The sequence below is a fragment of the Streptomyces sp. NPDC048603 genome (genome assembly GCF_043199475.1).
GTDB lineage: Bacteria > Actinomycetota > Actinomycetes > Streptomycetales > Streptomycetaceae > Streptomyces.
On the sequence record NZ_JBICVY010000010.1, the window covers coordinates 103061 to 127345 of the forward strand.

Here is a 24285-nt window from a genome sequence, read left to right on the forward strand (position 1 = left end):
CCCCGACCAAGGAGCCCTGCCTTGATTCGCCCCGCAGCAGGCACCGTCGCGGCCGCCCTGGCCGTGACCCTCCTGCCCGCCCTGCCCGCCACCGCGGCGGGCGCGCGCCCGCCCGCACCGCCCTCGGACGCGAAGCTCGCCGCCGAGCCGGCCCGGCACGACCTCACCCGGGAGCAGTTCTACTTCGTGCTCCCGGACCGGTTCGCCAACGGAGACCCGCGCAACGACCGCGGCGGGCTCACCGGCGGACGCCTGGACACCGGCTTCGATCCGGCCGACAAGGGCTTCTACCAGGGCGGCGACCTCAAGGGGCTGACCGACCGGCTGGACTACATCAAGGGCCTGGGCACCACCGCGATCTGGCTGGCGCCGATCTTCAAGAACCAGCCGGTGCAGGGGACGGGGGAGGACGCTTCCGCCGGCTACCACGGCTACTGGATCACCGACTTCACCCAGGTCGACCCGCACTTCGGCACCAACGCCGACCTGACGAAGCTGATCGACAAGGCCCACGCCAAGGGCATGAAGGTCTTCTTCGACGTCATCACCAACCACACCGCCGACGTCGTCGACTACGAGGAGAAGTCCTACGGGTACCTGTCGAAGGGGGCGTTCCCGTACCTCACCAAGGACGGCGTCCCCTTCGACGACACCGACTACGCCGACGGGAAGGGCGGGAAGAGTGGGAAGGACGGGAAGAGGAAGTTCCCGGCGGTCGACCGGGACTCCTTCCCCCGCACCCCCGTCGTCCCCGAGACCAAGAAGAACCTCAAGGTCCCCGCCTGGCTCAACGACCCCACCATGTACCACAACCGGGGCGACTCCACCTTCGCCGGGGAGTCGAGCGAGCAGGGCGACTTCGTCGGCCTCGACGACCTGTGGACCGAGCGCCCCGAGGTCGTCACCGGGATGGAGCGGATCTACGAGAAGTGGGTCCGGGAGTTCGACATCGACGGCTTCCGCATCGACACCGTCAAGCACGTCAACACCGGCTTCTGGACCCAGTGGGCCACCGCCCTGGACGCGTACGCGGCGAAGCAGGGCCGCCCCGACTTCTTCATGTTCGGTGAGGTGTACTCCGCCGACACCGCGGTCACCTCCCCGTACGTCACCCGCGGCCGCCTCGACGCCACCCTCGACTTCCCCCTCCAGGACGCCGTCCGCGCGTACGCCGCCCAGGGAGCCGGATCCGACCGCCTGGCCAGGGTGTTCGCCGACGACCACCGCTACACCACCGACAAGGCCAACGCCTACGAGCAGGTCAGCTTCCTCGGCAACCACGACATGGGCCGCTTCGGCACCTTCCTGAAGCAGGACCGCCCCGGTGCCCCCGAGACCGAACTCCTCGCCCGCTACCGGCTCGCCAACGAGCTGATGTTCCTCACCCGCGGCAACCCCGTCGTCTACTACGGCGACGAGCAGGGCTTCACCGGCGCCGGCGGCGACAAGGACGCCCGCCAGACCCTCTTCGGCTCGAAGACCGCCGACTACCTCGACGACGACCAGCTCGGCACCGACCGCACCCACGCGAGCGACGCCTACGACGACCGGCACCCGCTCTACCGGCAGATCGCCGGCCTGTCCCGGCTGACCGGAGCCCACCCGGCCCTCCGCGACGGCGTCCAGACCGAGCGCCTCGCCGAAGGCTCCGTATACGGCTTCACCCGCAGTGAGAGCAGCGGCCGTACCCGCCACGAGTACGCCGTCGCCGTCAACAACGGCGACGCCCCGGTGACCGTCGACCTCCCCGTCGACAGCGCCGTCCGCACCCGCTTCCGCACCCTGTACGGCGGCCCCGACACCGGAGCCGACACCGGCGCCCGGGTCACCGCCGACGGCCGGCTCCGCCTCACCGTGCCCGCCCTCGGCTCCGTCGTGGCCCGTGCCGAAGCCCCGCTGCCCGCCCCCGCCGCCGCCCCCGCGGTCACCCTCGCCGCCCCGGCCGCCGGAGCCACCGGCACCGTCGAGGTCTCCGCCGGCGTCACCGGCGGCGGCGCCCTGAACCGGGTCGTCTTCGCCGCCCAGACCGGCAACGGGCCCTGGCAGGTGCTCGGCTCCGCCGACCACGCCCCCTACAAGGTCACCCACCACCTCACCGCCCCGGCCGGCACCCCCGTCCGCTACAAGGCCGTCGCCGTGGACACCTCCGGACGGACCGCGAGCGCCCGCGCCGAAACCGTCACCGGCACCCCGCCCGCCCCCGAGACCCCCACCGCCACCCAGCGCGACTACGCCGTCGTCCACTACAACCGGCCCGACGGGAACTACACCGACTGGCGCCTCTACACCTGGGGCGACATCGCCGAGGGCGAGTCCAGGCCCTGGCCGCAGGGAGCCCCCTTCACCGGCCGCGACGCCTACGGCGCCTTCGCGTACGTCCGCCTCAAGCCCGGCGCGAGCTCCGTCGGCTACCTGGTCATCGACAAGGACGGCACCAAGGACGTCGCCGCCGACCGCACCATCGACGTGACCAGGACCGGCGAGATCTGGCTGGACCAGGGCAAGGAGGCTCCCCGGCCGCAGCGCCCGGCCTACCCGCCGCAGGACACCACCAAGGCCGTCCTCCACCACCAGCGCCCCGACGGCGCCTACGACGGCTGGGGCCTGCACGTCTGGAGCGGGGCCGCCACCCCCACCGACTGGTCCAAGCCGCTGATGCCCGCCCGCTTCGACTCCTACGGCGCGGTGTACGAGGTGCCGCTCGCCCCCGGCGCCGGCTCCCTCTCCTACATCCTCCACAAGGGCGACGAGAAGGACCTGCCCGCCGACCAGTCCCTCGACCTGAAGGCCACCGGCCACGAGGCATGGCTGCTCTCGGGCCGCGAGAAGTACCTCCTCCCGCAGCCCGCCGGCAGCTCCGCCGCCCTCGACCTCACCACCTCGCACGCGATCTGGATCGACCGCGACACCCTCGCCTGGAACGCCCCCGAGTCCGCCGCCTCCCTCCAGCTCCTCGCCTCCCGCGCGGGCACGGTCAAGGCGGAGAACGGCACCCTCACCGGCACCGCCGACGCCTCCGTGCTGCGCCTGACGGCCGGCGCGCTGACCGACGTACAGAAGCGGAAGTTCCCGCACCTGGCCGGGTACAGGGCGTTCACCGTCGACCCCCGCGACCGCGACCGGGTACGCGAGGCCCTGCGCGGCCAGCTCGTCGCGAGCGCCCGCGCTGCCAACGGCGCCGTCCTCGCCGCCACCGGCGTCCAGCTCGCCGGGGTCCTCGACGACCTGTACGCCAACGGTGCCACGCTCGGCCCGGTCTTCACCCGACACGGGGTGACCCTGTCGGTGTGGGCGCCGACCGCCCAGAAGGTCGCCCTCGAACTCGACGGCCGCACCGTCCCCATGCGCCGCGACGACACCACCGGCGTCTGGTCCGCGCAGGGCCCACGCTCCTGGAACGGCAAGAAGTACCGCTACGCCGTCACCGTCTGGGCCCCGAGCACGCAGGCGCTGGTCACCAACCTGGTCACCGACCCCTACTCCACCGCCCTGACCACCGACTCCACGCACAGCCTGGCCGTGAACCTGGCCGACCCGGCGCTCGCCCCGCAGGGCTGGCGCGACCTGCGCAAGCCGGCCGCCGAGCCGGCCGCCCAGGCACAGATCCAGGAACTCCACATCCGCGACTTCTCCGTCGCCGACCGCACCTCCCGCCACCCCGGCCAGTACCTGGCCTTCACCGACGCCGCCTCGGCCGGCATGAAGCACCTCCGCGCCCTGGCTGCCGCCGGCACCTCCTACGTCCACCTGCTCCCGGCCTTCGACATCGGCACCATCCCGGAGAACCCGGCCGACCGCACCGAACCCTCCTGCGACCTGGCCTCCCACGCGCCGGACTCCGAGGAGCAGCAGGCGTGCGTGACCGCGGCCGCCGCCAAGGACGGCTACAACTGGGGCTACGACCCGCTGCACTACACCGTCCCGGAGGGCTCGTACGCGAGCGACCCGAACGGCACCGCCCGCACCGTCGAGTTCCGGCGCATGGTCCAGTCGCTGAACGGCGCCGGACTGCGCACCGTGATGGACGTGGTCTACAACCACACCGTCGCGTCCGGCCAGTCCGACAGGTCCGTCCTGGACCGCATCGTCCCCGGCTACTACCAGCGGCTGCTGCCCGACGGGAAGGTGGCCACCTCCACCTGCTGCGCCAACACCGCTCCCGAGAACGCCATGATGGGCCGCCTGGTCGTCGACTCGATCGTCACCTGGGCCAAGGAGTACAAGGTCGACGGCTTCCGCTTCGACCTGATGGGCCACCACCCCAAGGAGAACATCCTCGCGGTCCGCAAGGCCCTCGACGCCCTGACCGTCGAGAAGGACGGAGTCGACGGCAAGGCGGTCATCCTCTACGGCGAGGGCTGGAACTTCGGTGAGGTCGCCGATGACGCCCGCTTCGTCCAGGCCACCCAGAAGAACATGGCCGGCACCGGCATCGCCACCTTCTCCGACCGGGCCCGCGACGCGGCCCGCGGCGGCGGCCCCTTCGACGAGGACCCCCGCGTCCAGGGCTTCGCCTCCGGCCTGTTCACCGCCCCCAACGGGTCGCCCGCCAACGGCACCCCGGACGAGCAGCGCGCCCGCCTGCTGCACGCCCAGGACCTGATCAAGGTGGGCCTGACCGGCAACCTGGCCCCGTACCGCTTCACCGACAGCGGCGGCCGTACGGTCACGGGCGCGCAGGTCGACTACAACGGTCAGGCGGCCGGATATGCCGCCGCCCCCGGCGACGCCCTCGCCTACGCGGACGCCCACGACAACGAGTCCCTGTACGACGCGCTGACGTACAAGCTGCCCGCCGGCACCGCGGAGTCCGACAAGGCCCGCATGCAGGTCATCGCCATGGCCACGGCGGCCCTCTCCCAGGGCCCGGCGCTCTCCCAGGCCGGCACCGACCTGCTCCGCTCCAAGTCCCTGGACCGCAACTCCTACGACAGCGGCGACTGGTTCAACGCGATCCACTGGGACTGCCGGAACGGCAACGGCTTCGGCCGCGGCCTCCCGCCGGCCGCGGACAACCGGGCGAAGTGGCCGTACGCCAAGCCCCTCCTCACCCGGCCCGCCCCCGGGTGCGCGGAGATCGGGGCGGCCTCCGGTGCCTACCGCGACCTGCTGCGGATCCGCACCACCGAACCGGGCTTCGCCCTCGCCACGGCGGCGGAGGTCCAGGACCGGCTGGCCTTCCCGCTGTCCGGGACGCAGGAGACCCCCGGTGTCATCACCATGACCCTGGGTGACCTGGTGGTGGTCTTCAACGCGACGCCCACCGAGCAGGCCCAGCGGATCCCGTCCCTCGCCGGGACCCCCCACCGCCTGCACCCGGTCCAGGCCTCCGGCTCCGACCCGGTGGTCAAGCGGTCCTCGTACGACACGGCCGCGGGCACCTTCACCGTCCCGGCCCGCACGGTCGCGGTCTTCACCCGGTAGTCCGCCGGGCCCGACGACAGGACAAACCGGTACATCGAAGGATGTACCGGTTTTGTCGTTCCTCGCGTCGATTCAATGATCTTCGCCGGTCCGTACGGTTTTTCGCATGTCATCACCGAACGGTCGGACCGGAACACCGGACGTGCCGACGTGGCGGACAGTGGCCACGCCGGTCCTGTTCACCGTGGCCCTCCCGCTGGCCGTGTTCTACGTTCTGCGGTCACAGGGGGTCAGCCAGTGGCTGGCGCTGACGCTCAGCGGGGCGGTCCCGGCGGTGCGCATGGCCTTCGAGGCCGCAGCGCGGCGCCGCGTGAACGGCTTCGAGGCATTCATGATCGGCATGCTGGCGGTGCGCATCGTCACGTCGCTGCTCACCGCCAGTCCGCGGGTCATCCTCGTCAAGGACGCCGGACTCGGGGCGGCCGCCGGGCTCTGGATCCTGGGCTCGCTCCTCGTGGCGAAGCCCCTCGCCTTCCAGGTCGGCCAGTACTGGAACGGGCCCGCCGCCGCGCGCGCCCGCGAAGCCGCCTGGAGCGTCTCGCCGGCGCTGCGCAGCGGACTGACCCGGCTGACGGTCCTGTGGGGCTGTGCCCAACTGCTGGACTGCGGTGCCGGAGTGCTCGTCGCCCTGCTGCTGCCGGTGGAGGCCGTCCCGGCACTCAACCGGGCGAAGGGACTGGCCGTGCTGTGCGCCGTCCTCCTCGTCACCATCGCCTACAGCCGCCGCCACGGGCGGCGACACGCACTGTCCCTCTTCGGTTCGGCACCCCTGAACACCAGAAGGGAAGGCTGATCACCATGACTCGCCACCGGACTGCGTCCCGCGCTCCCGAGGCGCTGCGCGAGACGCTCGCGGAGCTGCGGCGACTGGCCGCGCTCCCGCTCGAACACGGCCGGACGCTGCCGTCGGGCGCCTACACCTCCCCCGAGATGTACGGCTGGGAGGTCGAACGGATCTTCCGGCGGGAGTGGCTGTGCGTGGCACGGGCCGACGAGATCCCCCGGCCGGGGAGCTATCTGCGGCTGGACGTCCTCGGCGCGCCCCTGGTGATCACCCGGGACGAGGAGGGCGAACTGCACGCCCTGTCCCGGGTGTGCCGCCACCGCTTCATGGACCTCCTGCCGCCCGAGACCGCGCCCGAGCAGGGCAGCCTGAAGCGGCTGACCTGCCCGTACCACACCTGGACCTACCGGCTGAACGGCCGGTACGCGGGGCAGCTCGCCGGTGCTCCGCTGATGCAGCGGGTCGAGTTCGACCGGGCCGGCTGCCGGCTCCCGGCGTACCGCGTCGAGGTCTGGAACGGCTTCGTCATGCTCAACCTCGACCCCGGCGCGGCACCGGCGGCAGCCGGACTGCGCGGGCTGGAGCCCCGGCTGAGCGGCCATGGCATCGCGGACTGGGTGACCGTCCACACCCAGACCTGGGAGGGCGTACCCGCCAACTGGAAGGTGGCGGTGGAGAACGGCTCGGAGAACTACCACCACATGGGTACGCATGCGGCGACCCTGGATCCGGTGCTGCCGGGCCGGGACACCGAGGTCGACAACTGCGACGGGCGCTGGTTCACGATGTTCACGCCCCTGTCGGACCCCGGGCGGGGCGGCGCGGGCACGGCGGGGCGTGAGGGATCCGGCCGGGAGCCGCGGCCGGGAATGCTCATCGCCGGGATCTTCCCCCAGTTCGTCCTGGCGGTCCTGCCCGACAGTGCGGTCGGCATCCGCTGGCTGCCCACCGGTCCGTCCACGCACGACACGCGGATCACGGCCATGGTCCCGCCCGGAGTGCCGGACGCACCCGGTTTCGCGGAGCAGTTGGCCGGCATGCGCGATCAGATCGCCCGGATCCAGGAGGAGGATCTGGTGGCCGTCCGTGGCGTCCAGCGCGGCCTGACGTCCCGCCCGGAGCCGTCCGACGGCCGGTTCTCCCATCTGGAGCGCCCTCTGTGGCAGTTCCAGCGCTACCTCGCGGAGCGGCTGCTGTGAGATCGCGTTCACCTGGTCGGGAAGGGGCGCGGTCACACCACGCTGAGCCGGTCCAGCCGCTTCTCCAGCAGGATCACCCCGTAGACCCGGCCGTCCTTCCCTACCTTGTTGGGGAGCTCCCCGACCACCCGGTAGCCCGCGCCCTGGTAGTACGCGAGCAGCCGGGGGTTGGTGGAGACGCAGTCCAGCCGCGCCCGCTCCCGTCCGGTCCGGGCGATCCGCCGCTCGGCATGTTCGAGCAGGCGGCGTCCGGTGCCGGCGGGAGCGGTCGCGCGTTCCACCATCAGCCGGTGCACGTAGCCCGCGACCGGGGGCTGAACCCCCCACGCCTCCTCGTCGGACCACCACAGCTCGTAGGCGCCGACCAGCCGGCGGTCCTCGTCGGCGGCCAGCCACACCTCGCCGTCCCGCATCCGCTCGCGGAAGTGGGCCTTGTCCTTGTCACCGACCTTCCACTGGTCGATCCCGGTGCTCTTCATCCAGCGTGCGGCGGAGTCGTACAGGGCCACCAGTGTCCCGGCGTCCTTCTCCTCGGCGTGCCGGAACACAATCCCCTCATCAATGATCACGCGGGAATTATGACGCGGCGATGATCATCAACACAGCGGGGGATCAGCACTGGATCACCGCCGGACCACCAACGGATCGCCAACGGATCACCAACGGGGCGGGGGCACCAGCCGGGCCAGCCGCCCCACCAGGTCGCCGAACGGGCCGTCGGCCGGCTCGCCCGCCAGCATCCGTACCGCGATCTGCGCCATCTCCTCGTCATAGGCGGCACTCACGGCCACCAGCGCGGCGAAGTCGTGCACGAGCTGCAACTCCAGCTCCGCCCGCGGGATCCGCCTGCCCTCCAGCCAGATCAGGGCCGTCGACTCGGCGAGCGACACCCACGACCGCACCACGAGCTCCAGCCGCGCGGGCGGTTCCGACACCCCCAGGTGGACCAGGATCTGCTCGTACGCGGCCCGCCGGACCTCGTCGATCATCGCGTTGGCCCGGCTGCTCCCGGCCGCCGGGCCGCCCCGCATCAGCGCCGAGAATCCGGGCCCGTGTTCGTCGACGAAGGAGAAGAACCGCCCCATCACCCGCAGCAGCCGCGCCCCGAGCGGCCCTTCGTGCGGCTCCTCGAACCGGGCCGCCAACTCGTCGGCGGCACGCCGCAGCGCGGCCTCGTACAGGTTCTGCTTGCCGGGGAAGTAGTGGTACACCAGCGGCCGCGATATACCCGCCGCCGCGGCGATCTCGTCGATCGACACGTCCTCGGGCGACCGCCGGCTGAACAGCTCCAGCGCCACCGAGATCAGCTGCCGGCGCCGCTCCTCGACACCCATCCTCCGCCGCACACCGGTTGTCATGTGTGACACCTTACCCACCGGCCTGCCCGTTCCGCTTGGCCGGATTTCACGCATGAGCGCGCTGTGTCCCGTCCCCAACTCCCGGTGACCTGGCGGCCGGTGTTCGCCTGGTTCGTCCCGGCGGCCGCCGGGCGAACGGAGGTTTTCGGCCAACGACCCGTCTCAGAGGTCCAGGACCAGGCGGTCGCCCGTGGCGCGGGAGACGCAGAGGAGCATGGAGTCCTCGCGTTCCGCATCGGTGAGGAGGGTGTCGCGGTGGTCCACCCCGCCCGCCAGGACGCGGTGCCGGCAGGTGCCGCAGAAGCCCTGGCCGCAGGAGTAGGGGGTGTCGGGGGCGGCCCGGCGGATCGCGGTGAGGGCGGATTCGCCGGCGCCCACCTCGACCGTGGTGCCCGAGCGGTGGAGTTCCACCGTGAAGGGACGCGCGTCCCCGGTGGGGGCGCCGGCCGGGGCGAAGCGTTCCAGGACCACCTCGGTGCCGGGCCGGACGGCGGAACGGACCGCCTGCATCAGGGGTTCCGGGCCGCAGCAGTAGACCAGGGCGGCCTCGGGGACGGCGGTCAGGTCCGGCAGGCCCTGCTCGTCCTCCGGGACGACGGTGACGCGGTCGCCGTGGACGGCGAGTTCGTCCAGGAAGGGCATGGAGGCGCGGCTGCGGCCGCAGTAGAGCAGGGTCCAGTCCGCGCCGGCCGCCTCGGCAGCCGCCAGCATCGGGAGGACCGGGGTGATGCCGATGCCTCCCACGACGAAGGCGTACGACCCCGCCGGGCGGAGGGCGAAGTGGTTGCGGGGCGGGCGGACGTCCAGCGTCATGCCCGGCCGGAGGGCGGCGTGGGCTTCCGCCGAGCCGCCGCGGCCGTCCTCCACCAGGCGTATCGCGATCCGGTAGCGGCCCGTGTCGGCCGGGTCGCCGCAGAGGGAGTACTGGCGGACCAGGCCCGAGGGGAGGCGTATGTCGAGGTGGGCGCCCGGGGTCCAGGGCTCCGGTTCCGGGGATTCCAGGGTCAGCAGGGCGACGCCCGCTGCCGGCTCCGTGCGCGAGGTGATCCGCGCGGGGATCCAGCGGCGCGGGGAGCGGCCCGAGACGGGGACGGGCAGGGCCGGCAGCGGCCAGAGCGGGGAACGGCGGATGCGGGTGCGCAGGGTGCGGCGGGTGAGGTAGGCGGTGCCTGCCAGGGCGGCCAGTTTCAGTGCGCGGTTCATCGGGCGGTTCATCGGGCGGTACCGCCGTTCGCGCCAGGCGAGCTAGCCAGATAGGCCACCGCCTGGGCCGTGGACCCCTCCTGCGAGGGGTGGTAGGTGCGGGAGAGGTAGGTGGGGATCGAGCGGAGCATCGCGCCCGTGGCGGGCAGGGTGCCCCGCTGTCCGGCCCGGTAGAACTGCCCGAACGTCGCCCGGCCTTCGTGCAGCGTCGGGTCGTTCTCCATGAAGAAGCGGGCGCCGCGCTGCCACAGGAAGACCAGGGCGGTGAAGGCGGTGGCCCAGGTGCGGGCGCGGCGGCGGTAGCCGCCGTCCACGTGCATGAAGAGGTCGAAGGCGACCGAGCGGTGTTCCACCTCCTCGGCACCGTGCCAGCGGAGCAGGTCGAGCATCATCGGGTCGGCGCCGCGCCGGTCCAGTTCGTCCGCGTTGAGCACCCAGTTGCCCAGGAACGCCGTGTAGTGCTCGATCGCCGCGATCATCGCCACCCGCTCCAGGAGCCACCAGCGCTGTGCCCGGCCCGGCGGGAGGGTGCGGTCGCCGAGGAGCTTCTCGAACAGCCAGTCCACCTGGGCGGTGTACGGCGTCGGGTCCAGGCCCAGGCGCTTGAGGTGGGGGAGTACGTCGTCGTGCGCGGCGGCGTGCATCGCCTCCTGGCCGATGAAGCCGACCACGTCCTCCCGCAGGCGCTCGTCCTTGATCAGCGGCAGTGCCTGCTTGTAGACGTGCACGAACCACCGCTCGCCCGCCGGGAGGAGGAGGTGCAGCACGTTGATGGTGTGGGTGGCGAAGGGGTCGCCGGGCAGCCAGTGGAGGGGCGTGTCCTGCCAGGAGAAGGAGACGTTCCGTGCCTGCAGGTCTATGTGTTCCGACGCCACGCGGGCGGGGGCGGGAGCGGGCGGCTTATTAGACATGGCGTCAATGTACTGAGGGGTAAGGCATGTGCAAACCCCCTGTGCACCGCCTTCTTCCGCCCGTTCACATGTCCATGGCCCCGGCACGGCCCGACAGGGCCCCACACGGGAGCGGTCAGCGCAGTACGCCCGCCTTCGTGCCGTCCGCCAGCCGGCCCGTCAGCTCCACCTGCGCCCCCTCCGGGGCCTTCACCGCCAGGTGGTTGCCGCCGCTCCGGCCCGTCGCGCCGCCCGAGACGGAGAGGGAGGTGAACTGCCCGCTGCCGGCTGCCAGGACGTACCACTGCCCGCCCTTCGACTTCCACAGCACGCCCGCCAGGACGCGCGGTTCGCGCGGCCCGCACGCCGGGGAGCCCTCCGCCTGCGCGGCGGCCGTGGCCGCCGGCGCGCCCGGGGCGAGGAACGAGGCCTGCACCCGGTCCGCGGTGCCCCGCCAGGTCTCCGCCCGGGAACACAGCCACATCGCGGTGCCGTTGCCCTCCGGCAGCGCCTGCTTCGCGTACGTCCAGGAGTTGACGGCGCGCACACCGTGCGAGCGTACGGAGGACAGCAGGCAGGCCGGCTTCGCCCAGTCCGCCGCCACCGCCTGGGCCGCCTGGGTACCGGGGGAACCCGCGGCACCCGGGGCGCCCGGGGTGCCCGAGGTGAGGCGGGCCGGGGTGAGTTCGCCGAGGTCCGTGACCAGGGTGGTGGTGCCGGCCGCGGTGAGGGTCAGCGCGTTCCAGGAGGTGCACGCGCCGGACGCGGGCGGCGAGGGGACCGGCGGGGTGGCGCCGTCCGGGGTCAGCCGGAGCGGGGCCGGGGCCTCGGCCGGCTTCACCAGGTCGCGTACGGAGACCGCGGTCACCCAGGGCGCGGTCAGGTAGCGGACGTTGCCGTCCACCCGGCTGAGCACCAGCGCGCCGGAGGTCTCCGCGCCGGCCCCGTCGGTCCGGGCGAAGTCCAGTGCCGCGCCGGCCTGGCCCGCGCGCGGCTCGGCGTACCGGACCACCCGCAGGCCGTCGTGGAGCAGGACCACCACGGCCTGGTCCACCTCGCCCGCGTAGAGCAGCTGGGCCGGTCCCATCGGCGGGCCGGAGGGGGTGCCGGGGGTGGCCGAGACCACCACGCCGGCGCCGGGCCGGGCCCACACGGCCAGCGCCCGGCGCAGCAGCGCGGTGTCGCCGGTCCGGGAGCCGCGGGCGGGCCAGGCCGAGAAGTCCGTACGCGAGGCGGTGCGCCAGGCGGTGGGCGCGGCCCGGGTCAGCAGGGCCGGGTCCAGGGCCTGTTCGGCGGCGGCGTTGCGCGCGTACGGCGGGGCGGCCGGGCCGTCGGCTCCCCAGCCCCCGCCCGGCAGGCCGACCAGCGCGCCGCAGACCAGCAGGGCGGCACCGGCGGCGAGCGCGGTCCGCCCGTACCGGCGGCGGCGCAGCAGGTCGGTGGGCCGGGCCTGGAGCACGCACGGGTCGAACTCGGGGGAGGAGAGGAGCAGTGCCTCGACCACCTGGCCGTTCGGCGGACCGCTGGACGGGCCGTTCGACGGACCGCCCGCCGGGCCGCTCCCCGGGCCGTCCGCCGTTCCGTCCGCCGGAGGCGCGGACTCGGCGAGCGCCCCGGCCGGGTCGGCGACGCCCGCACCGGCCAGCACCCGCAGCAGCTCCGCCTCGGGCAGCCGCTCCAGCACCCGCAGCGCGCAGGCGGCCCGGGCAGGGCCGCTCAGTCCGGCCAGCCACTGGTCCAGGGCCAGTTCCTCGGCCCCGCCCGAGCGCGGGAACAGCCGCAGGCCCCAGACCTGCGGCAGCAGCGGCGGCAGCTGGGCCCGCCGGGGCAGGGCCCGGAAGGTCAGCGGGAGCCCGGCCTCCAGGGCCGCGCGCAGCACCCGCTGCCGGACGTACGCGTACCCGGGACCGGACGTGCCGCCGCGCTGCGCCGGCACCGCGGCGGAGGTCCGGCCGGACCGCTCCGTGCCGCGACCGCGCGGCAGGGCCCGCTGGGTCAGCGCGTGGGCGGTCAGCACACGGCGCTTCCGCCCGAGCGAGGGAGGCAGCACCAGATGGGCGATCCGCACCAGCCGGGGGTAGTGCTCGACCAGCGCGGCCTCGGCCTGGTCGAGCCCGACGGCAGCGCCGGGAGCGGGTTCGGCGGGTCGGGTGGCGGTGTCCGGAGCAGTCACGTTCAGCAGAACGAGCGAACGGTCGGCGGGTCACCGGACGCCGTCAGCCCGGAAACCAATCGGTCAAAAACGGTCGACCGGCCGCGTGCCGCCGTCTACGATCATGATCGGCGGCATCGCGTGCCGGTCACCGACCGGGTGAGGCATGGAGGTTCCGCGAGGTGCCCTTGGAGGCATTCACCCATGGCAGTAGAGCTCAACCACACCATCGTTTTCTCCCGTGACAAGCGGGAGTCCGCCGAATTCCTGGCGCACGTCCTCGGTCTCGAGATCGGGGTCGAATGGGGTCCCTTCATCCAGCTCGACATGAGCAACGGGGTCGGACTGGACTTCGCGACCGTCCCCGCCGAGATGGCCGAGAGGATGATCCCGCAGCACTACGCGTTCCTGATCTCCGACGAGGAGTTCGACGCCGCCTTCGAGCGGATCCGGGCGCGCGGGATCACGTACTACGCCGATCCGCAGATGAAGCGGGAGAACGAGATCAACCACGAGCACGGCGGCCGGGGCCTGTACTTCCGGGACCCCAGCGGGCACGGCATGGAGATCATCACCCGTCCGTACGACCTCACCGGGGCCGAGTAGCCGTGTAGCGGGGAGTCTGCCTCGACCGGTCACCGCCGGCCGGTCGCGGCACGGACCCTCAGGCCGTCAGGCGGGCGCGCAGGGCGTCGACCGACTCGTCCGGGATGCCCAGGCCCTCGCGGACGTACTTCTCCATCGATCCGTAGCGCGTGCTGACCTCGTCCAGCGCGGCCTCCAGGTACGCCGGGACCACGCCGATCAGCGCGAGCGCGATGTCCGGGTTGCCGCCGGCCGCCGTGAAGCCCTCGATCATCGGGGCGAAGGCCTGCCGGACCGCAGGGTTGACGGACAGGTACTCGGCCATCAGGGTCTCGTCGTCCGCGCCCAGCAGGGCCAGCACCACCGTCGCGCCCCATCCGGTGCGGTCCTTGCCCGCCGTGCAGTGGAACAGCAGCGGACCGGCCTCCGGATCGGCGAGCTCGGTCAGCAGGGCGCGGTAGGCCGCCTGGCCGGAGGCGGAGCTGACGAAGGACCGGTAGATGTCGCCGAAGAGGGCCTCCGCCTTGCCGCCGCCGAGGTGTTCCTCCGCCTTGATCGGGTCGGCGAGGATGTCCTTGAGCTGGGCCGCGACCGGCACCCGGCCCGAGTTCATCTTGTCGGCCAGCACGTCCTCCACCAGCAGCCGGGCCCCCTCGGGCACCCGGTCCGGGTGGTCGTCGCGCTCGGCGCCGGTGCGGAAGTCCAGGACCGTACGCACGCCCAGGGCGGCCACCGCCGGGTCGGCCGCAAGGTCCAGCCGGTCGAGCTGCCCCGAGCGGAGCACCAGGCCCTCGCGGACGGTGCGGCCGCCGGCGAGCGGGGTGCCTCCGAGGTCGCGGAGGTTGGCGACGGTGGTGGACGGGATGGCGGTCATCGTGGCGGCTCCTGGGGCACGAACGGGCCGGACGGCCGGGCAGCCGAACAGCCGGCTCAGCTGTACAGCTGAGTCATATGATTTTCCGACGTTTTGTTGAGGAAAGGTAATCGACGGTGATCGAGAGCCCGACCCCGATCCCCAGCGCGACCAGGTGCCCGACGTCCGTGAACGTCCGCTCCCGCCGAAGCACCGGCTGCAGCGCCAGCGCCAGCAGCCCCGCCCGGACCCCCGTGCGCACCGGTCCGCGGGGCAGCGCCGAGGTCATCGCCCCCAGCACGGCGTTGAACCCGTAGCTGGTCCCCACGTCCAGCGCCCGCCGGGTCTGCGTGCCGGGCGAGGTCGCGCGCAGCGCCCCGTAGACGAGCAGGGTGGCGGTGGTGTGCCCGAGCAGGAAGACACCGGCCGTCCACCAGGCCCCGTACGCGTACTCGGCGTACCCGAGGACCGCGAGCAGCAGCAGCGCGTACGCCAGCGGCATCGGTTCCTCGACCACGAAGGCGCTGCTGAGCAGGGTGTCCCAGCGCCCGGCGGCGAGGTTGTCGACGTTGGTCGAGCAGCCGCGCAGGATCCGCTCCCGCTCGGCCGGTTCCAGCCGCTCCAGGGCGTACGCCCCGAGCTGGACGCCGCCCGCGTACACCGGTGCCAGGAGGAGAGAGGTCACCCGATCATGATCCGGCATACGGGTCGGGCGAGCGCGGGCGGGGGCGTGCGCGGGAGCGCGAGCGGGAGTGTCATGCGACAAGTTGCAGGTCACCCGCTCTCCCCGGGCCGCGCGGCAGGTGGCACCATGGAGCGGCCATGCCAAAGGAATCCGCGCCGATGCGCGTCACACGGGCCGCGATGTTCGCGGCGGTGTGCGTGGCATTGGCTGCGATGGGGCATTCGTCCATGTCCGGTACGGATGTTCCGGCCGGTGGCCTGATGTCGGCCTTCGGAGTGACCGCCGTACTGGCCTGGCTGGGCGCCGGCCGGCGCCGCGGGCCCGTGGGCATCACGGTCTCGCTGCTGACCGTCCAGGGCGTCCTGCACACGGTGTTCTCGGCGGCGCAGGCCGGAGCGGCCTCGGCCGCGAGCCGCACCCTCACCGCCGCGCCCGCCGTGCCTGCCCCGCCGGCGGCAGGGCACGCACACCACCACATGCCGGAGACGGTGACGGGGGCGACTGCGGGTCCGGGCACGGGTCCCGCCGCGGACATGGGCGCCGGCCTGCCCATGGACGCCGTGTCCATGCACGGCATGCCCATGGATGGCATGGACGGCATGGCGGGCATGGTCGGCATGGCCGGGCACGGCGGTCTCGGCATGCTGGCCGCCCACCTGACCGCCGGGCTGTTCTGCGCGCTGTGGCTCGCCCGGGGCGAAACCGCCGTCTTCCGGCTGGCGCGCGCCCTGCGCGTGCTGGCCGTCTCGGCCGCCGGGCCGGTGCGCCGGGTACTGGCCCTCGCGCGGGCATGGGTGCCCGCGCCGCCGCCCCGCCCCGCGTTCGCCCGTCCCTTCGTACGCCCGCGCCGGCTGCGCGGTGCCGTGCACGACCATGCCGTGGTGCGGCGGGGCCCGCCGCGGGGGCCGTGCACCCGCGCCACGGCCCCCGGCCGTCCTGCCTTCGCCTGAACCTGCGGCGAACCGGCGTGACCTGGGGCCCGTTTCCCCATGTCTTCGCCAACACCTAGGACCGTCATGGCCATTGACGACATACCCGACGCCCGCGTCCGGGACATCAACGACAACGACAACGACAACGACGACGTCAGCGTCAACGACAAGACCGACGAGAGCGCCGGGGCCGCCGCTCCGGCACCCAAGGCCGGCAAGAGCGGCTGGGCGGCCGTCCGCCCGCTGCTGCTGCGCCTGCACTTCTACGCGGGCGTGCTCATCGCCCCGCTGCTGTTCCTGGCCGCGGTGACCGGCCTGCTCTACGCCCTCTCCTTCCAGGCCGAGAAGATCATCTACTCGGACGAGCTGACCGTCGCGAAGGTCGGACAGTCCGCGCTGCCGCTGAGCGAACAGCTCAAGGCCGCCCAGGAGGCCGCACCCAAGGGCGAGGTCCTCGGGATCTGGCCCGGCCCCGACGCCGAGGCGACCACCCGGGTGATCATGGAGAGCCCCGAGGTCGGTGCCGAGGAGACGCTCACCGTCTTCGTGGACCCGTACACCGCCGAGGTCCGCGGCAAGCTGGCTACCTCCGGTGACGCCCTCCCGCTGCGCGCCTGGCTGAGCGAGTTCCACGCGAGCCTCCAGCTCGGCGAGACCGGCCGGATCTACAGCGAGCTCGCGGCCAGCTGGATGTGGGTGGTCGCACTGGGCGGACTCGCCCTGTGGATCGGCCGGCGGCGCAGCCGCAAGGCCGATCTGGTGGTGCCGGACCGGAAGGCGGCGCCGGGCCGCCGCCGGACGCTGTCCTGGCACGGCGCGGTCGGCCTGTGGGCCGCCGCCGGCCTGGTGGTGCTCTCCGCGACCGGTCTGACCTGGTCGACGTACGCCGGTGAGAACATCGGGCAGCTGCAGGACCGGCTCGGCGGGGCAACCCCGTCGGTGTCCGCCTCCCTGAACGGCGGCGCTGACGCGGGCGGCGACGAGCACGCCGGTCACAAGGTCGACGCGGACGGCAACATGGTGATGCCGCCCCGGGCCGACGTCGGCGTGGACAAGGTCCTCGCGGCCGCGCGGGCCGCCGGGGTCACCGAGAGCGTGCAGATCACCCTGCCGGCGAAGGGCAAGGGCTACGTCGTCAAGGAGCGGGACAAGACCTTCCCGGTCCACCTGGACGCGGTGTCCGTGGACCCGGCGGACGGCAAGGTGATGGACGAACTCCCCTTCGCGGACTACCCGGTGCTGGCCAAGCTCACCCGCTTCGGCATCGACGTCCACATGGGTCTGCTGTTCGGCCTGGTCAACCAGCTGGCCCTGGCCGCTCTCGCCATCGGGCTGATGTTCCTCGTCTTCTGGGGCTACCGCATGTGGTGGCTGCGGCGGCCCACGAAGGAGCGCACCCTGTCGGTCGGCCGCGCGCAGCCGCGCGGCGCCTGGCGGAAGCTCCCGGTGACCGTGCTGCTGCCGCTGGCCGCGGTCACGGCGCTGGTCGGCTGGTTCATCCCGCTGCTGGGGATCAGCCTGGCGGCGTTCCTGGTGATCGACGTGCTGCTCGGCCTGGTGGCGGGCCGCCGGGCCAAGGCCGCCGCGGCCTGACCGGTGACTGCGGCCTGATCGGTGACGGCGGCCTGACCGTGGTCGCCGCCGGATGAAGGGCGGGCCCGTACTCCCGGAGGGGGAGTACGGGCCCGTTTTCGTGCTCAGGGCGCGTATTTGTAGCCCACCCGGCGGACCGTCTGGATCGCACCGCGGTGCTGCGTGCCGAGCTTCCGGCGGAGCCGGGCGACGTGGACGTCGACCGTACGGCCGTCACCCACGTGGCCGTAGCCCCAGACCGTGGTGACCAGCTGGTCCCGGCTGTGCACCCGGTGCGGGTGCGCGACCAGGTGGGCCAGCAGTTCGAACTCCAGGTAGGTCAGGTCCAGCTCACGCCCGTCGACCTCGGCCGTGCGCCGCGTCGGGTCGATCCGTACGAGGGCGTCCCCCGTGCCGGTCGCGGCCGAGGCGGCCGGCACCCCGGCGGGGGCCCGGTCGGCGGCGGGCGCCGGGGCGACGGGCTGCGGCACGAGGCCGAGCGGCGGCTGCTGGTCGGCCGGCACGAGGACCAGGTAGCCGATCATCGGCGGCTGGCCCGGGAGGGTCGGCAGGGTGTGCGGCGGCGCGGGCAGCCAGGTGGCGCCGGGCGGCAGCAGGTCCACGACCCGGGCCACCTCGTCCCGGTCCACGGCGCGCAGCCGGTGCCGGGGGAAAGGGGCGGGAGCGGAGGCGGACGCGTGGGGATGGGCGGCGATCGCAGCGGAGGAGAGGGTACGGGTGTTCGGCATGAGTGGTCAGCTCTTTCACGCGAGTCGGCAGATGACTGGACGTAGTCGTGCCGCGCAGACCGAAGGTCTTCAGGGAGCCGTTGTCGGGTCCGGGAAGGCTTTAGAGGGCCGGCGCGTTCTCCGCGCGACAACACACCCGGTCGAAGTCGTGGTGCTGACGGGACGGCCAGAACGGCTCGAGGTCGCTGCGACCGGTCGAGGTGTGCGGGTGGCTGGCCATGGCGCCATTGAATCAGACAGGGGCCGCCCGGGGCAGTGCGCGTCTCAGCCAATGGATCGGAGTCTCATATTCAGCGCCGCATTCCGGATTTGTCCTGAACTGAAGCGCTCATTCCGCCGGTTCGGGGAGGAGGGCCTTGCCGGGGCGTCTCGCATGGTGGCCGCTCAGAGGCTCCCCGGGTGCGTACGGAGGGGCCCGGAACACGGCGACGCCCGCCGGGCGCGAGGGCTCGGCGGGCGTCGTGCGTGGCGGGCGTCGTACGGGAGGCGTCGTACGGGGCGGGCGTCGTGCGTGAGGGAACCTCGTGCGCGCCCGGAGTCAGACCAGGCCGGCCTTCTCCAGGCCGGTGCAGCAGGTGTCCACGATCAGGCGGGTGACCACGTACGGGTCCACGTTCGCGTTGGGGCGGCGGTCCTCGATGTAGCCCTTGCCGTCCTTCTCGACCTGCCACGGGATGCGGACCGAGGCGCCGCGGTCCGAGACGCCGTAGCTGAACTCGTTCCACGGGGCGGTCTCGTGCATGCCGGTGAGGCGCTTGTCGATGTCCGCGCCGTAGTTCTTCACGTGGTCCAGCGGCTTGCTGCCCTCGCCCAGCGCCTCGCACGCCGCGATGATCGCGGGGTAGCCCTCGCGCATCGCCTTCGTGGAGAAGTTGGTGTGCGCGCCGGCGCCGTTCCAGTCGCCCTGCACCGGCTTCGGGTTGAGGGTCGCCGAGACGTTGAACTCCTCGGCCGTGCGGTAGAGCAGCCAGCGCGCGATCCACAGCTGGTCGGCGACCTCCAGCGGACCGACCGGGCCGACCTGGAACTCCCACTGGCCGGGCATGACCTCGGCGTTGATGCCGGAGATGGCCAGGCCCGCGGTGAGGCAGTTGTCCAGGTGCTTCTCGACGATCTCGCGCCCGAAGATCTCGTCCGAGCCGACGCCGCAGTAGTAGCCGCCCTGCGCGGCCGGGAAGCCGCCGACCGGGAAGCCGAGCGGGCGGGCCCCGTCGAAGAAGGTGTACTCCTGCTCGATGCCGAAGATCGGCTCCTGCCCGGCGAACTTCTCCGCCACCGGGCGGAGCCGGGCCCGGGTGTTGGAGGAGTGCGGGGTCATGTCGATGTTCAGGACCTCGCACAGGACGAGGAGGTTGTTCCCGCCGCGGATCGGGTCCGGGCAGGAGAAGACCGGCTGCAGCACGCGGTCGGAGGCGTGGCCCTCGGCCTGGTTGGTGCTCGAACCGTCGAAGCCCCAGATGGGGAGTTCCGCGCCGTCCTCAAGGATCTTCGTCTTGGAGCGAAGCTTCGCGGTCGGCTCGGTGCCGTCGATCCAGATGTACTCAGCCTTGTAGCTCACGGGGCCCCATCCTCAGACTCTGCGGGTGCTGCCTGCACTTCGGGTACTGCCTGCGTATTGCCTGCACTGCGGGTACTGCCGGGCACTGCGGGTCGCTGCGGTGATGACCGCAGCGTGCCCCGTCGCGATTTCCCGTCCGTTGCCCGTGTGTGAACCCCGTGTTACCGGGGGTTCCGGCCCAGGTCGGGTCCCCGGTGCGGGTCGGCGAGGGTGCGCCCGTCCGGGGGGTCGCGCCGTAGGGCAGACTGGCCGCGTGACCATTTCGTACGATTTGACCGCCGAGTCGACGGGCCGTCCCGGCCCCCTGCCCCGCATCGGCCTGCTCGGCACCGGCCCCTGGGCCCACCGCACCCACGCCCCGGCCCTCGCCGCCCACACCGGCTCCGAGTTCGCCGGTGTCTGGGGCCGCCGCCCGGAGGCCGCCGCGGAACTGGCCGGGAAACACGGCGTGAAGGTGTACGAGGACCCCGACGCGATGTTCGCCGACTGTGACGCCGTGGCCTTCGCCCTGCCGCCGGACGTCCAGGCCCCGCTCGCCGTGCGTGCCGCCGAGGCCGGCTGCCACCTGCTGCTGGACAAACCCGTCGCCACGACCGTCGCCGACGCCCGTGCCGTCGCCGGGGCCGCAGAGCGGCACGGCGTGGCCTCGGTCGTCTTCCTCACCCTCCGGTTCGCCGAACCCGCGGCCGGCTGGGTGGCGGAACAGGCGGGCCGGCGGGGCTGGTTCACCGCGTCAGCGCACTGGCTCGGCGCGGTCTTCGCGCCCGGCGGCGAGTCCGGCGCGGCCGGCGCGCCCAGCCCGTACGCCGACTCGCCCTGGCGCCGGGCCAAGGGCGGACTGTGGGACGTCGGGCCGCACGCCCTGTCCGTCCTGATCCCGGTGCTCGGGGACGTCACCGGCATCACCGCCGCCCGCGGTCCCGCCGGCACGGTCACCCTGCTGCTCCGGCACGAGACCGGCGCCGCCAGCACCGCCGTGCTCACCCTGGCCGCGCCGCGCGCGGCGGCCGGCGTGGGCCTGGAACTGCGCGGATCCGAGGGTGTGTTCACGCTGCCCGACTGGGGCGACGTACCGGGGGCGTACGGGCGGGCGGTGGACGCGCTGCTCGCCGCGGCCCGTACCGGGGTGCCCGATCCGCGCGGGGCGGCGTTCGGCCTCCGGCTGACCGAGATCCTGGCGGCGGCGGAGGACCGGCTGGCGGCGGAGGACCGGCCGGCGACGGAGGGCTGAAGGTCGAGGGGGCCTACTTGATAAGGGCGTTCGCCACGATGATCGCCACGCCGATGGTCGCGTCCGCCGCGCCGATCGCCAGCGCCGAGAGCAGCCGGTAACCCCTCCGCAGGGCGATGAGGGAGCCCCACCCGAACAGCAGTGCGGTGTTCAGGCCGAGCCCGACGGCGGTGGTGTCGGACTCGGCCCAGCCGGTGACGCCGGCGAGGACCAGCAGCAGGACGGACGGCAGGGTGGCCGCCACCATCGGCCACTCGCGCAACAGCGTCACCATCAGCAGGTGCCAGCGGTGCCCGGCCGAGCCGCGCCGGTGGGAGGACATGTGGTGCGCGTACCCGTGGGCGAGCGCGGCGGTGATCGCCGTCACCAGCACCCAGCTGGCGTCGTAGAAGGGGGTGTACTCGTCGCCCTTCCGCTGCAGCGCGGCGAGCAGACCGCTGGCCAGGACCGTGCCGTACACCCCGCCGAACAGCAGGTCCGACACCCCCTGCGGGGTGTGGGGGGACGGCTCCTGCACCCCTCCGCGGGGATCGGCGGCCGGGGCCCGGTCGGGGGTCGGCTGGTCGGCGGCCGGCTGGTCGGCGGTCACGGTGGTCCTTCCGCTCAGGTCGATGATCTGCCCCGTTCAGGGCTTTTGTCCGACCTGCCTCACCCTACGAGACCCGAGTGTCGGATTCCTGTATGCGGCTGCGACCTGCGGTGACCTCCGCGACCACCCGGACGAGCGCCGCCAGGGCCTCGCCGAAGGCCCGGTCCGGCAGGGCGGCGTATCCGACGACGAGGCCCTCGCGCGCCGCACCCCGGACCGGGTGCGCGGGATGCCGGTAGCCGGACAGCCCGTCGAGCGCGATGCCCGCCGCGCGGGCGGCGGCCAGCGCGGCCGCCTCGGTACCGGGCGGCAGCTCCAGCACCGCGTGCAGCCCGGCCGCGATCCCGGTCACCCGGACCTCCGGCGCCCCGGCGGCCAGGGCCGCGACGAGCCGGTCCCGCCGGTCCCGGTAGCGCTGCCGCATCCGGCGCACCTGGCGGTCGTACGCGCCGCACTCCAGGAAGTCCGCGAGGGCCAGCTGGTCCGGGGTGCTCGCCCAGGACTCGCGTACGCCCTTGGCCGCCAGTACCTCGTCGCGCACCCCGTCCGGCAGCACCAGCCAGCCGAGCCGGATGGCGGGGGAGAGGCTCTTGCTCAGCGACCCGGCGTAGACCACGTGCCCGGGAGCCAGGCCCTGCAGGGCGCCGACCGGCTTGCGGTCGTAGCGGAACTCCCCGTCGTAGTCGTCCTCGATGACCAGCGCCCCGGGGTGCGACCGGGCCCACTCGGCGGCGGCCGCCCGGCGGGCCGGGTGCAGCGTCCCGCCGGTCGGGAACTGGTGCGCGGGGGTGAGCAGCAGGGTCCGCGCGCGGGCGGGGAGGGTGTCCGGCAGGTCGGTCCGGGCGCCGTCGGCGTCCACGGGCACCGGGTGCGGGCGGACCCCGGCGGCGTTCAGGATGCCGTGGTGGAAGGGGAGGCCGTACGCCTCGACGGCCCAGTCCCGGGGGCGGACGGCGGCGAGCAGCCGCAGCCCGTTCGCGAAGCCGGAGCAGACCACCACGTGCTCGGGGTCGGCCCGTACGCCGCGGGCCCGGGCCAGGTACGAGGCGAGGGCCCGGCGCAGCTCGGGGCGGCCGCGCGGGTCGCCGGGCCCGAAGGCGTCGGTGGGTGCGGCGGTGATGGCCCGGCGCGCGGAGGCGGCCCAGGCGGTCCGGGGGAACGCGGAGGGGTCGGGTTTGCCCTGCGCCAGGTCGAACCGGGGCGGGCGGCCGATGGCGCCGGGGGCGGGTGCGGCGGGGTCGAGGCAGGCGGGGCCGGCTCCGGTGGATCCGGGAGCGGGGCCGGGGCCGGTGGAAGCGGGTCCGGTGCCCGCGCGTCCGGGACCGGCGGGTCCGGTGCCCGCGGGCGGGCCGTCCGCGCGAGCCAGGCCCTCGGCGACCCGGGTGCCGGAGCCCTGCCGGGCGGTGAACCAGCCCTCGGCGACGAGCTCGGCGTACGCGTCGGCGACCGCGCCCCGCGCGATGCCGAGGTCGGCGGCCAGGGCACGGTACGGCGGCAGCCGGGTCCCGCCGGCCAACCGCCCGCTCCGCACGGCCTCCCGCAGCACCCGCGCGAGCGCGGGCCGGCGCGGCCCGTCCGGCGGGAGCTCCAGGTGCAGGTCGCTGCCGGTACCGGTGCCGGTGCCGGTGCCGGTGCCGGTGCGGGTCGTGCCGTCCGTGCCGTCGCGGGTCATGCGCCGACCCTACGCGCGAGCCGCCACCCGGCCGTCAGGCAGCACTCCCGCCGCCGGACGCGTCACGCCGTGCGGGACATCGCGTCCCGGACGGCCTCCTCGGTGCGGGCCACCACGGCCGTGCCGTCGTCGGCGGTGATGATCGGGCGCTGGATGAGCCTGGGATGGGCGGCCAGGTGGGCGATCCACCGGTCACGCGCCTCCGCGGTCTCCTCGCGCGGCAGCTCCCGTACGCCGGTCTCCCTGGCGAGCGGGTCGGACGTACGGGTGATGTCCCACGGCTCCAGGCCGAGCCGGCCCAGCACCTCGCGGATCTCGGCCTCGTCGGGCACGTCGTCGAGGTAGCGCCGGACGGTGTACTCGGCGCCCTCGGCGTCGAGCAGCTGCACCGCGCTGCGGCACTTGGAACACGCGGGATTGATCCAGATCTCCATGCCCCCAGCCTAGGTCCGACCTTCCTGGCCAGGGCCTTTGTCAGTGCCGGAAAGTAGAATCGAAGGCAGAACGACAGAACGCCAACTACCGTTTGGGAGGCTGTAGATGGCCGCTGCCGCGATCATTTCCCCGCCGAGGAAGAAGCCGCTTCCGGCGGGTCTGCCGCGCGAGTGGTACGAGTCCCACAACCGCCGCCTCAAGGCCATGCGCCTGGCCATATCCCTGCTCGACTCCGGCACGTACGACGCCGAGCGCGCCACCAACCGCAAGATCCGCACCATGGCGGTCCGCACCGGCATACGGCGCCCGTCCAACACCACCTGCCGGATGGTGCGCTCCCTGATCCGCGACGCCCACTGACCGCACGGACCACGCGAATCGCACGGACCACGCGAATCGCACGGACCGCACGGA

At 73.4% G+C, this 24285-nt stretch carries 20 protein-coding genes; 8 read left to right on the forward strand and 12 right to left on the reverse strand.

The genetic code is table 11. The features are described 5' to 3' along the window. The first annotated feature begins 21 nt into the window (after positions 1–21). The 3 genes from pulA (at position 22) to ACGFQ9_RS25115 (ending at position 7407) form a co-directional block, all read left to right on the forward strand. On the forward strand, positions 22–5424 hold the full coding sequence (gene pulA / locus ACGFQ9_RS25105; RefSeq protein ID WP_393576699.1) for a pullulanase-type alpha-1,6-glucosidase: 5403 nt from the start codon (positions 22–24) through the stop codon (positions 5422–5424). A gap of 106 nt (positions 5425–5530) precedes the next feature. Then, on the forward strand, positions 5531–6217 hold the full coding sequence (locus ACGFQ9_RS25110) for a VC0807 family protein (protein ID WP_393576701.1): 687 nt from the start codon (positions 5531–5533) through the stop codon (positions 6215–6217). Positions 6218–6222: 5 nt separating this feature from the next. Further along, a complete protein-coding gene (locus ACGFQ9_RS25115) occupies positions 6223–7407 on the forward strand; it encodes an aromatic ring-hydroxylating dioxygenase subunit alpha (protein WP_393576702.1) in 1185 nt (394 codons plus the stop codon). A gap of 32 nt (positions 7408–7439) precedes the next feature. Here ACGFQ9_RS25115 and ACGFQ9_RS25120 read toward each other — a convergent pair whose 3' ends face one another. The 5 genes from ACGFQ9_RS25120 to ACGFQ9_RS25140 all read right to left on the reverse strand — a co-directional run bounded on the left by ACGFQ9_RS25120 (position 7440) and on the right by ACGFQ9_RS25140 (position 13031). After that, positions 7440–7976, reverse strand: coding sequence for a GNAT family N-acetyltransferase (locus ACGFQ9_RS25120; RefSeq protein ID WP_393576703.1), 537 nt, complete (start codon positions 7974–7976; stop codon positions 7440–7442). Positions 7977–8063: 87 nt separating this feature from the next. Further along, complete coding sequence (locus ACGFQ9_RS25125) at positions 8064–8765, reverse strand: TetR/AcrR family transcriptional regulator (RefSeq protein ID WP_393576705.1); 702 nt, start codon at positions 8763–8765, stop codon at positions 8064–8066. 162 nt (positions 8766–8927) lie between these two features. Then, entirely contained in the window at positions 8928–9968 is a 1041-nt protein-coding gene (locus ACGFQ9_RS25130) for a PDR/VanB family oxidoreductase (protein ID WP_393576707.1), read from the reverse strand. Between the two features lie 8 nt (positions 9969–9976). Further along, the gene (locus tag ACGFQ9_RS25135; protein ID WP_393576709.1) at positions 9977–10879 is read right to left on the reverse strand and encodes a metal-dependent hydrolase; all 903 of its coding nucleotides are present in this window, start codon (positions 10877–10879) and stop codon (positions 9977–9979) included. 115 nt (positions 10880–10994) lie between these two features. After that, a complete protein-coding gene (locus tag ACGFQ9_RS25140) occupies positions 10995–13031 on the reverse strand; it encodes a hypothetical protein (RefSeq protein ID WP_393576711.1) in 2037 nt (678 codons plus the stop codon). Between the two features lie 183 nt (positions 13032–13214). Here ACGFQ9_RS25140 and ACGFQ9_RS25145 point away from each other — a divergent pair, with 183 nt between their 5' ends. Then, positions 13215–13616, forward strand: coding sequence for a VOC family protein (locus ACGFQ9_RS25145; protein WP_393576713.1), 402 nt, complete (start codon positions 13215–13217; stop codon positions 13614–13616). Between the two features lie 58 nt (positions 13617–13674). Here the strand turns inward: ACGFQ9_RS25145 and ACGFQ9_RS25150 are convergent, their stop codons facing one another. Continuing rightward, positions 13675–14469: a tyrosine-protein phosphatase gene (locus tag ACGFQ9_RS25150; RefSeq protein WP_393576714.1), complete on the reverse strand. Its 795-nt coding sequence runs from the start codon at positions 14467–14469 to the stop codon at positions 13675–13677. Positions 14470–14542: 73 nt separating this feature from the next. After that, complete coding sequence (locus ACGFQ9_RS25155; RefSeq protein ID WP_393576716.1) at positions 14543–15133, reverse strand: rhomboid-like protein; 591 nt, start codon at positions 15131–15133, stop codon at positions 14543–14545. A 137-nt stretch (positions 15134–15270) separates the two neighbouring features. Here ACGFQ9_RS25155 and ACGFQ9_RS25160 point away from each other — a divergent pair, with 137 nt between their 5' ends. Continuing rightward, positions 15271–16083, forward strand: coding sequence for a hypothetical protein (locus ACGFQ9_RS25160; RefSeq protein WP_393576718.1), 813 nt, complete (start codon positions 15271–15273; stop codon positions 16081–16083). Between the two features lie 66 nt (positions 16084–16149). Next, a complete protein-coding gene (locus tag ACGFQ9_RS25165) occupies positions 16150–17658 on the forward strand; it encodes a PepSY-associated TM helix domain-containing protein (protein WP_393576719.1) in 1509 nt (502 codons plus the stop codon). Between the two features lie 104 nt (positions 17659–17762). Here the strand turns inward: ACGFQ9_RS25165 and ACGFQ9_RS25170 are convergent, their stop codons facing one another. Beyond that, a complete protein-coding gene (locus ACGFQ9_RS25170; protein ID WP_393576721.1) occupies positions 17763–18386 on the reverse strand; it encodes a winged helix-turn-helix domain-containing protein in 624 nt (207 codons plus the stop codon). Positions 18387–18924: 538 nt separating this feature from the next. Beyond that, positions 18925–19944: a glutamine synthetase gene (glnII, locus tag ACGFQ9_RS25175; RefSeq protein ID WP_393576722.1), complete on the reverse strand. Its 1020-nt coding sequence runs from the start codon at positions 19942–19944 to the stop codon at positions 18925–18927. 271 nt (positions 19945–20215) lie between these two features. Here glnII and ACGFQ9_RS25180 point away from each other — a divergent pair, with 271 nt between their 5' ends. Beyond that, on the forward strand, positions 20216–21175 hold the full coding sequence (locus ACGFQ9_RS25180; RefSeq protein ID WP_393577087.1) for a Gfo/Idh/MocA family protein: 960 nt from the start codon (positions 20216–20218) through the stop codon (positions 21173–21175). 13 nt (positions 21176–21188) lie between these two features. Here the strand turns inward: ACGFQ9_RS25180 and ACGFQ9_RS25185 are convergent, their stop codons facing one another. From ACGFQ9_RS25185 to ACGFQ9_RS25195, 3 genes are all read right to left on the reverse strand, one after another. Next, complete coding sequence (locus ACGFQ9_RS25185; protein WP_393576723.1) at positions 21189–21764, reverse strand: hypothetical protein; 576 nt, start codon at positions 21762–21764, stop codon at positions 21189–21191. Positions 21765–21828: 64 nt separating this feature from the next. Beyond that, entirely contained in the window at positions 21829–23436 is a 1608-nt protein-coding gene (locus ACGFQ9_RS25190) for a PLP-dependent aminotransferase family protein (protein ID WP_393576724.1), read from the reverse strand. A gap of 62 nt (positions 23437–23498) precedes the next feature. Then, positions 23499–23870, reverse strand: coding sequence for an ArsC/Spx/MgsR family protein (locus ACGFQ9_RS25195; protein WP_393576725.1), 372 nt, complete (start codon positions 23868–23870; stop codon positions 23499–23501). Positions 23871–23976: 106 nt separating this feature from the next. On the opposite strand from ACGFQ9_RS25195, the gene ACGFQ9_RS25200 reads away from it, so the two are divergent. Continuing rightward, positions 23977–24231: a hypothetical protein gene (locus tag ACGFQ9_RS25200; RefSeq protein WP_393576726.1), complete on the forward strand. Its 255-nt coding sequence runs from the start codon at positions 23977–23979 to the stop codon at positions 24229–24231. The last annotated feature ends 54 nt before the right edge of the window (positions 24232–24285 follow it).

Bases quoted from the DNA above. Each gene is read 5' to 3' on its own strand.
- ACGFQ9_RS25110 (WP_393576701.1), top strand. From the start codon at position 5,531: ATGTCATCACCGAACGGTCGGACCGGAACACCGGACGTGCCGACGTGG.
- ACGFQ9_RS25115 (WP_393576702.1), top strand. From the start codon at position 6,223: ATGACTCGCCACCGGACTGCGTCCCGCGCTCCCGAGGCGCTGCGCGAG.
- ACGFQ9_RS25125 (WP_393576705.1), bottom strand. From the start codon at position 8,765: ATGACAACCGGTGTGCGGCGGAGGATGGGTGTCGAGGAGCGGCGCCGG.
- ACGFQ9_RS25130 (WP_393576707.1), bottom strand. From the start codon at position 9,968: ATGAACCGCGCACTGAAACTGGCCGCCCTGGCAGGCACCGCCTACCTC.
- ACGFQ9_RS25135 (WP_393576709.1), bottom strand. From the start codon at position 10,879: ATGTCTAATAAGCCGCCCGCTCCCGCCCCCGCCCGCGTGGCGTCGGAA.
- ACGFQ9_RS25145 (WP_393576713.1), top strand. From the start codon at position 13,215: ATGGCAGTAGAGCTCAACCACACCATCGTTTTCTCCCGTGACAAGCGG.
- ACGFQ9_RS25150 (WP_393576714.1), bottom strand. From the start codon at position 14,469: ATGACCGCCATCCCGTCCACCACCGTCGCCAACCTCCGCGACCTCGGA.
- ACGFQ9_RS25160 (WP_393576718.1), top strand. From the start codon at position 15,271: ATGCCAAAGGAATCCGCGCCGATGCGCGTCACACGGGCCGCGATGTTC.
- ACGFQ9_RS25165 (WP_393576719.1), top strand. From the start codon at position 16,150: ATGGCCATTGACGACATACCCGACGCCCGCGTCCGGGACATCAACGAC.
- ACGFQ9_RS25170 (WP_393576721.1), bottom strand. From the start codon at position 18,386: ATGCCGAACACCCGTACCCTCTCCTCCGCTGCGATCGCCGCCCATCCC.
- ACGFQ9_RS25190 (WP_393576724.1), bottom strand. From the start codon at position 23,436: ATGACCCGCGACGGCACGGACGGCACGACCCGCACCGGCACCGGCACC.
- ACGFQ9_RS25195 (WP_393576725.1), bottom strand. From the start codon at position 23,870: ATGGAGATCTGGATCAATCCCGCGTGTTCCAAGTGCCGCAGCGCGGTG.
- ACGFQ9_RS25200 (WP_393576726.1), top strand. From the start codon at position 23,977: ATGGCCGCTGCCGCGATCATTTCCCCGCCGAGGAAGAAGCCGCTTCCG.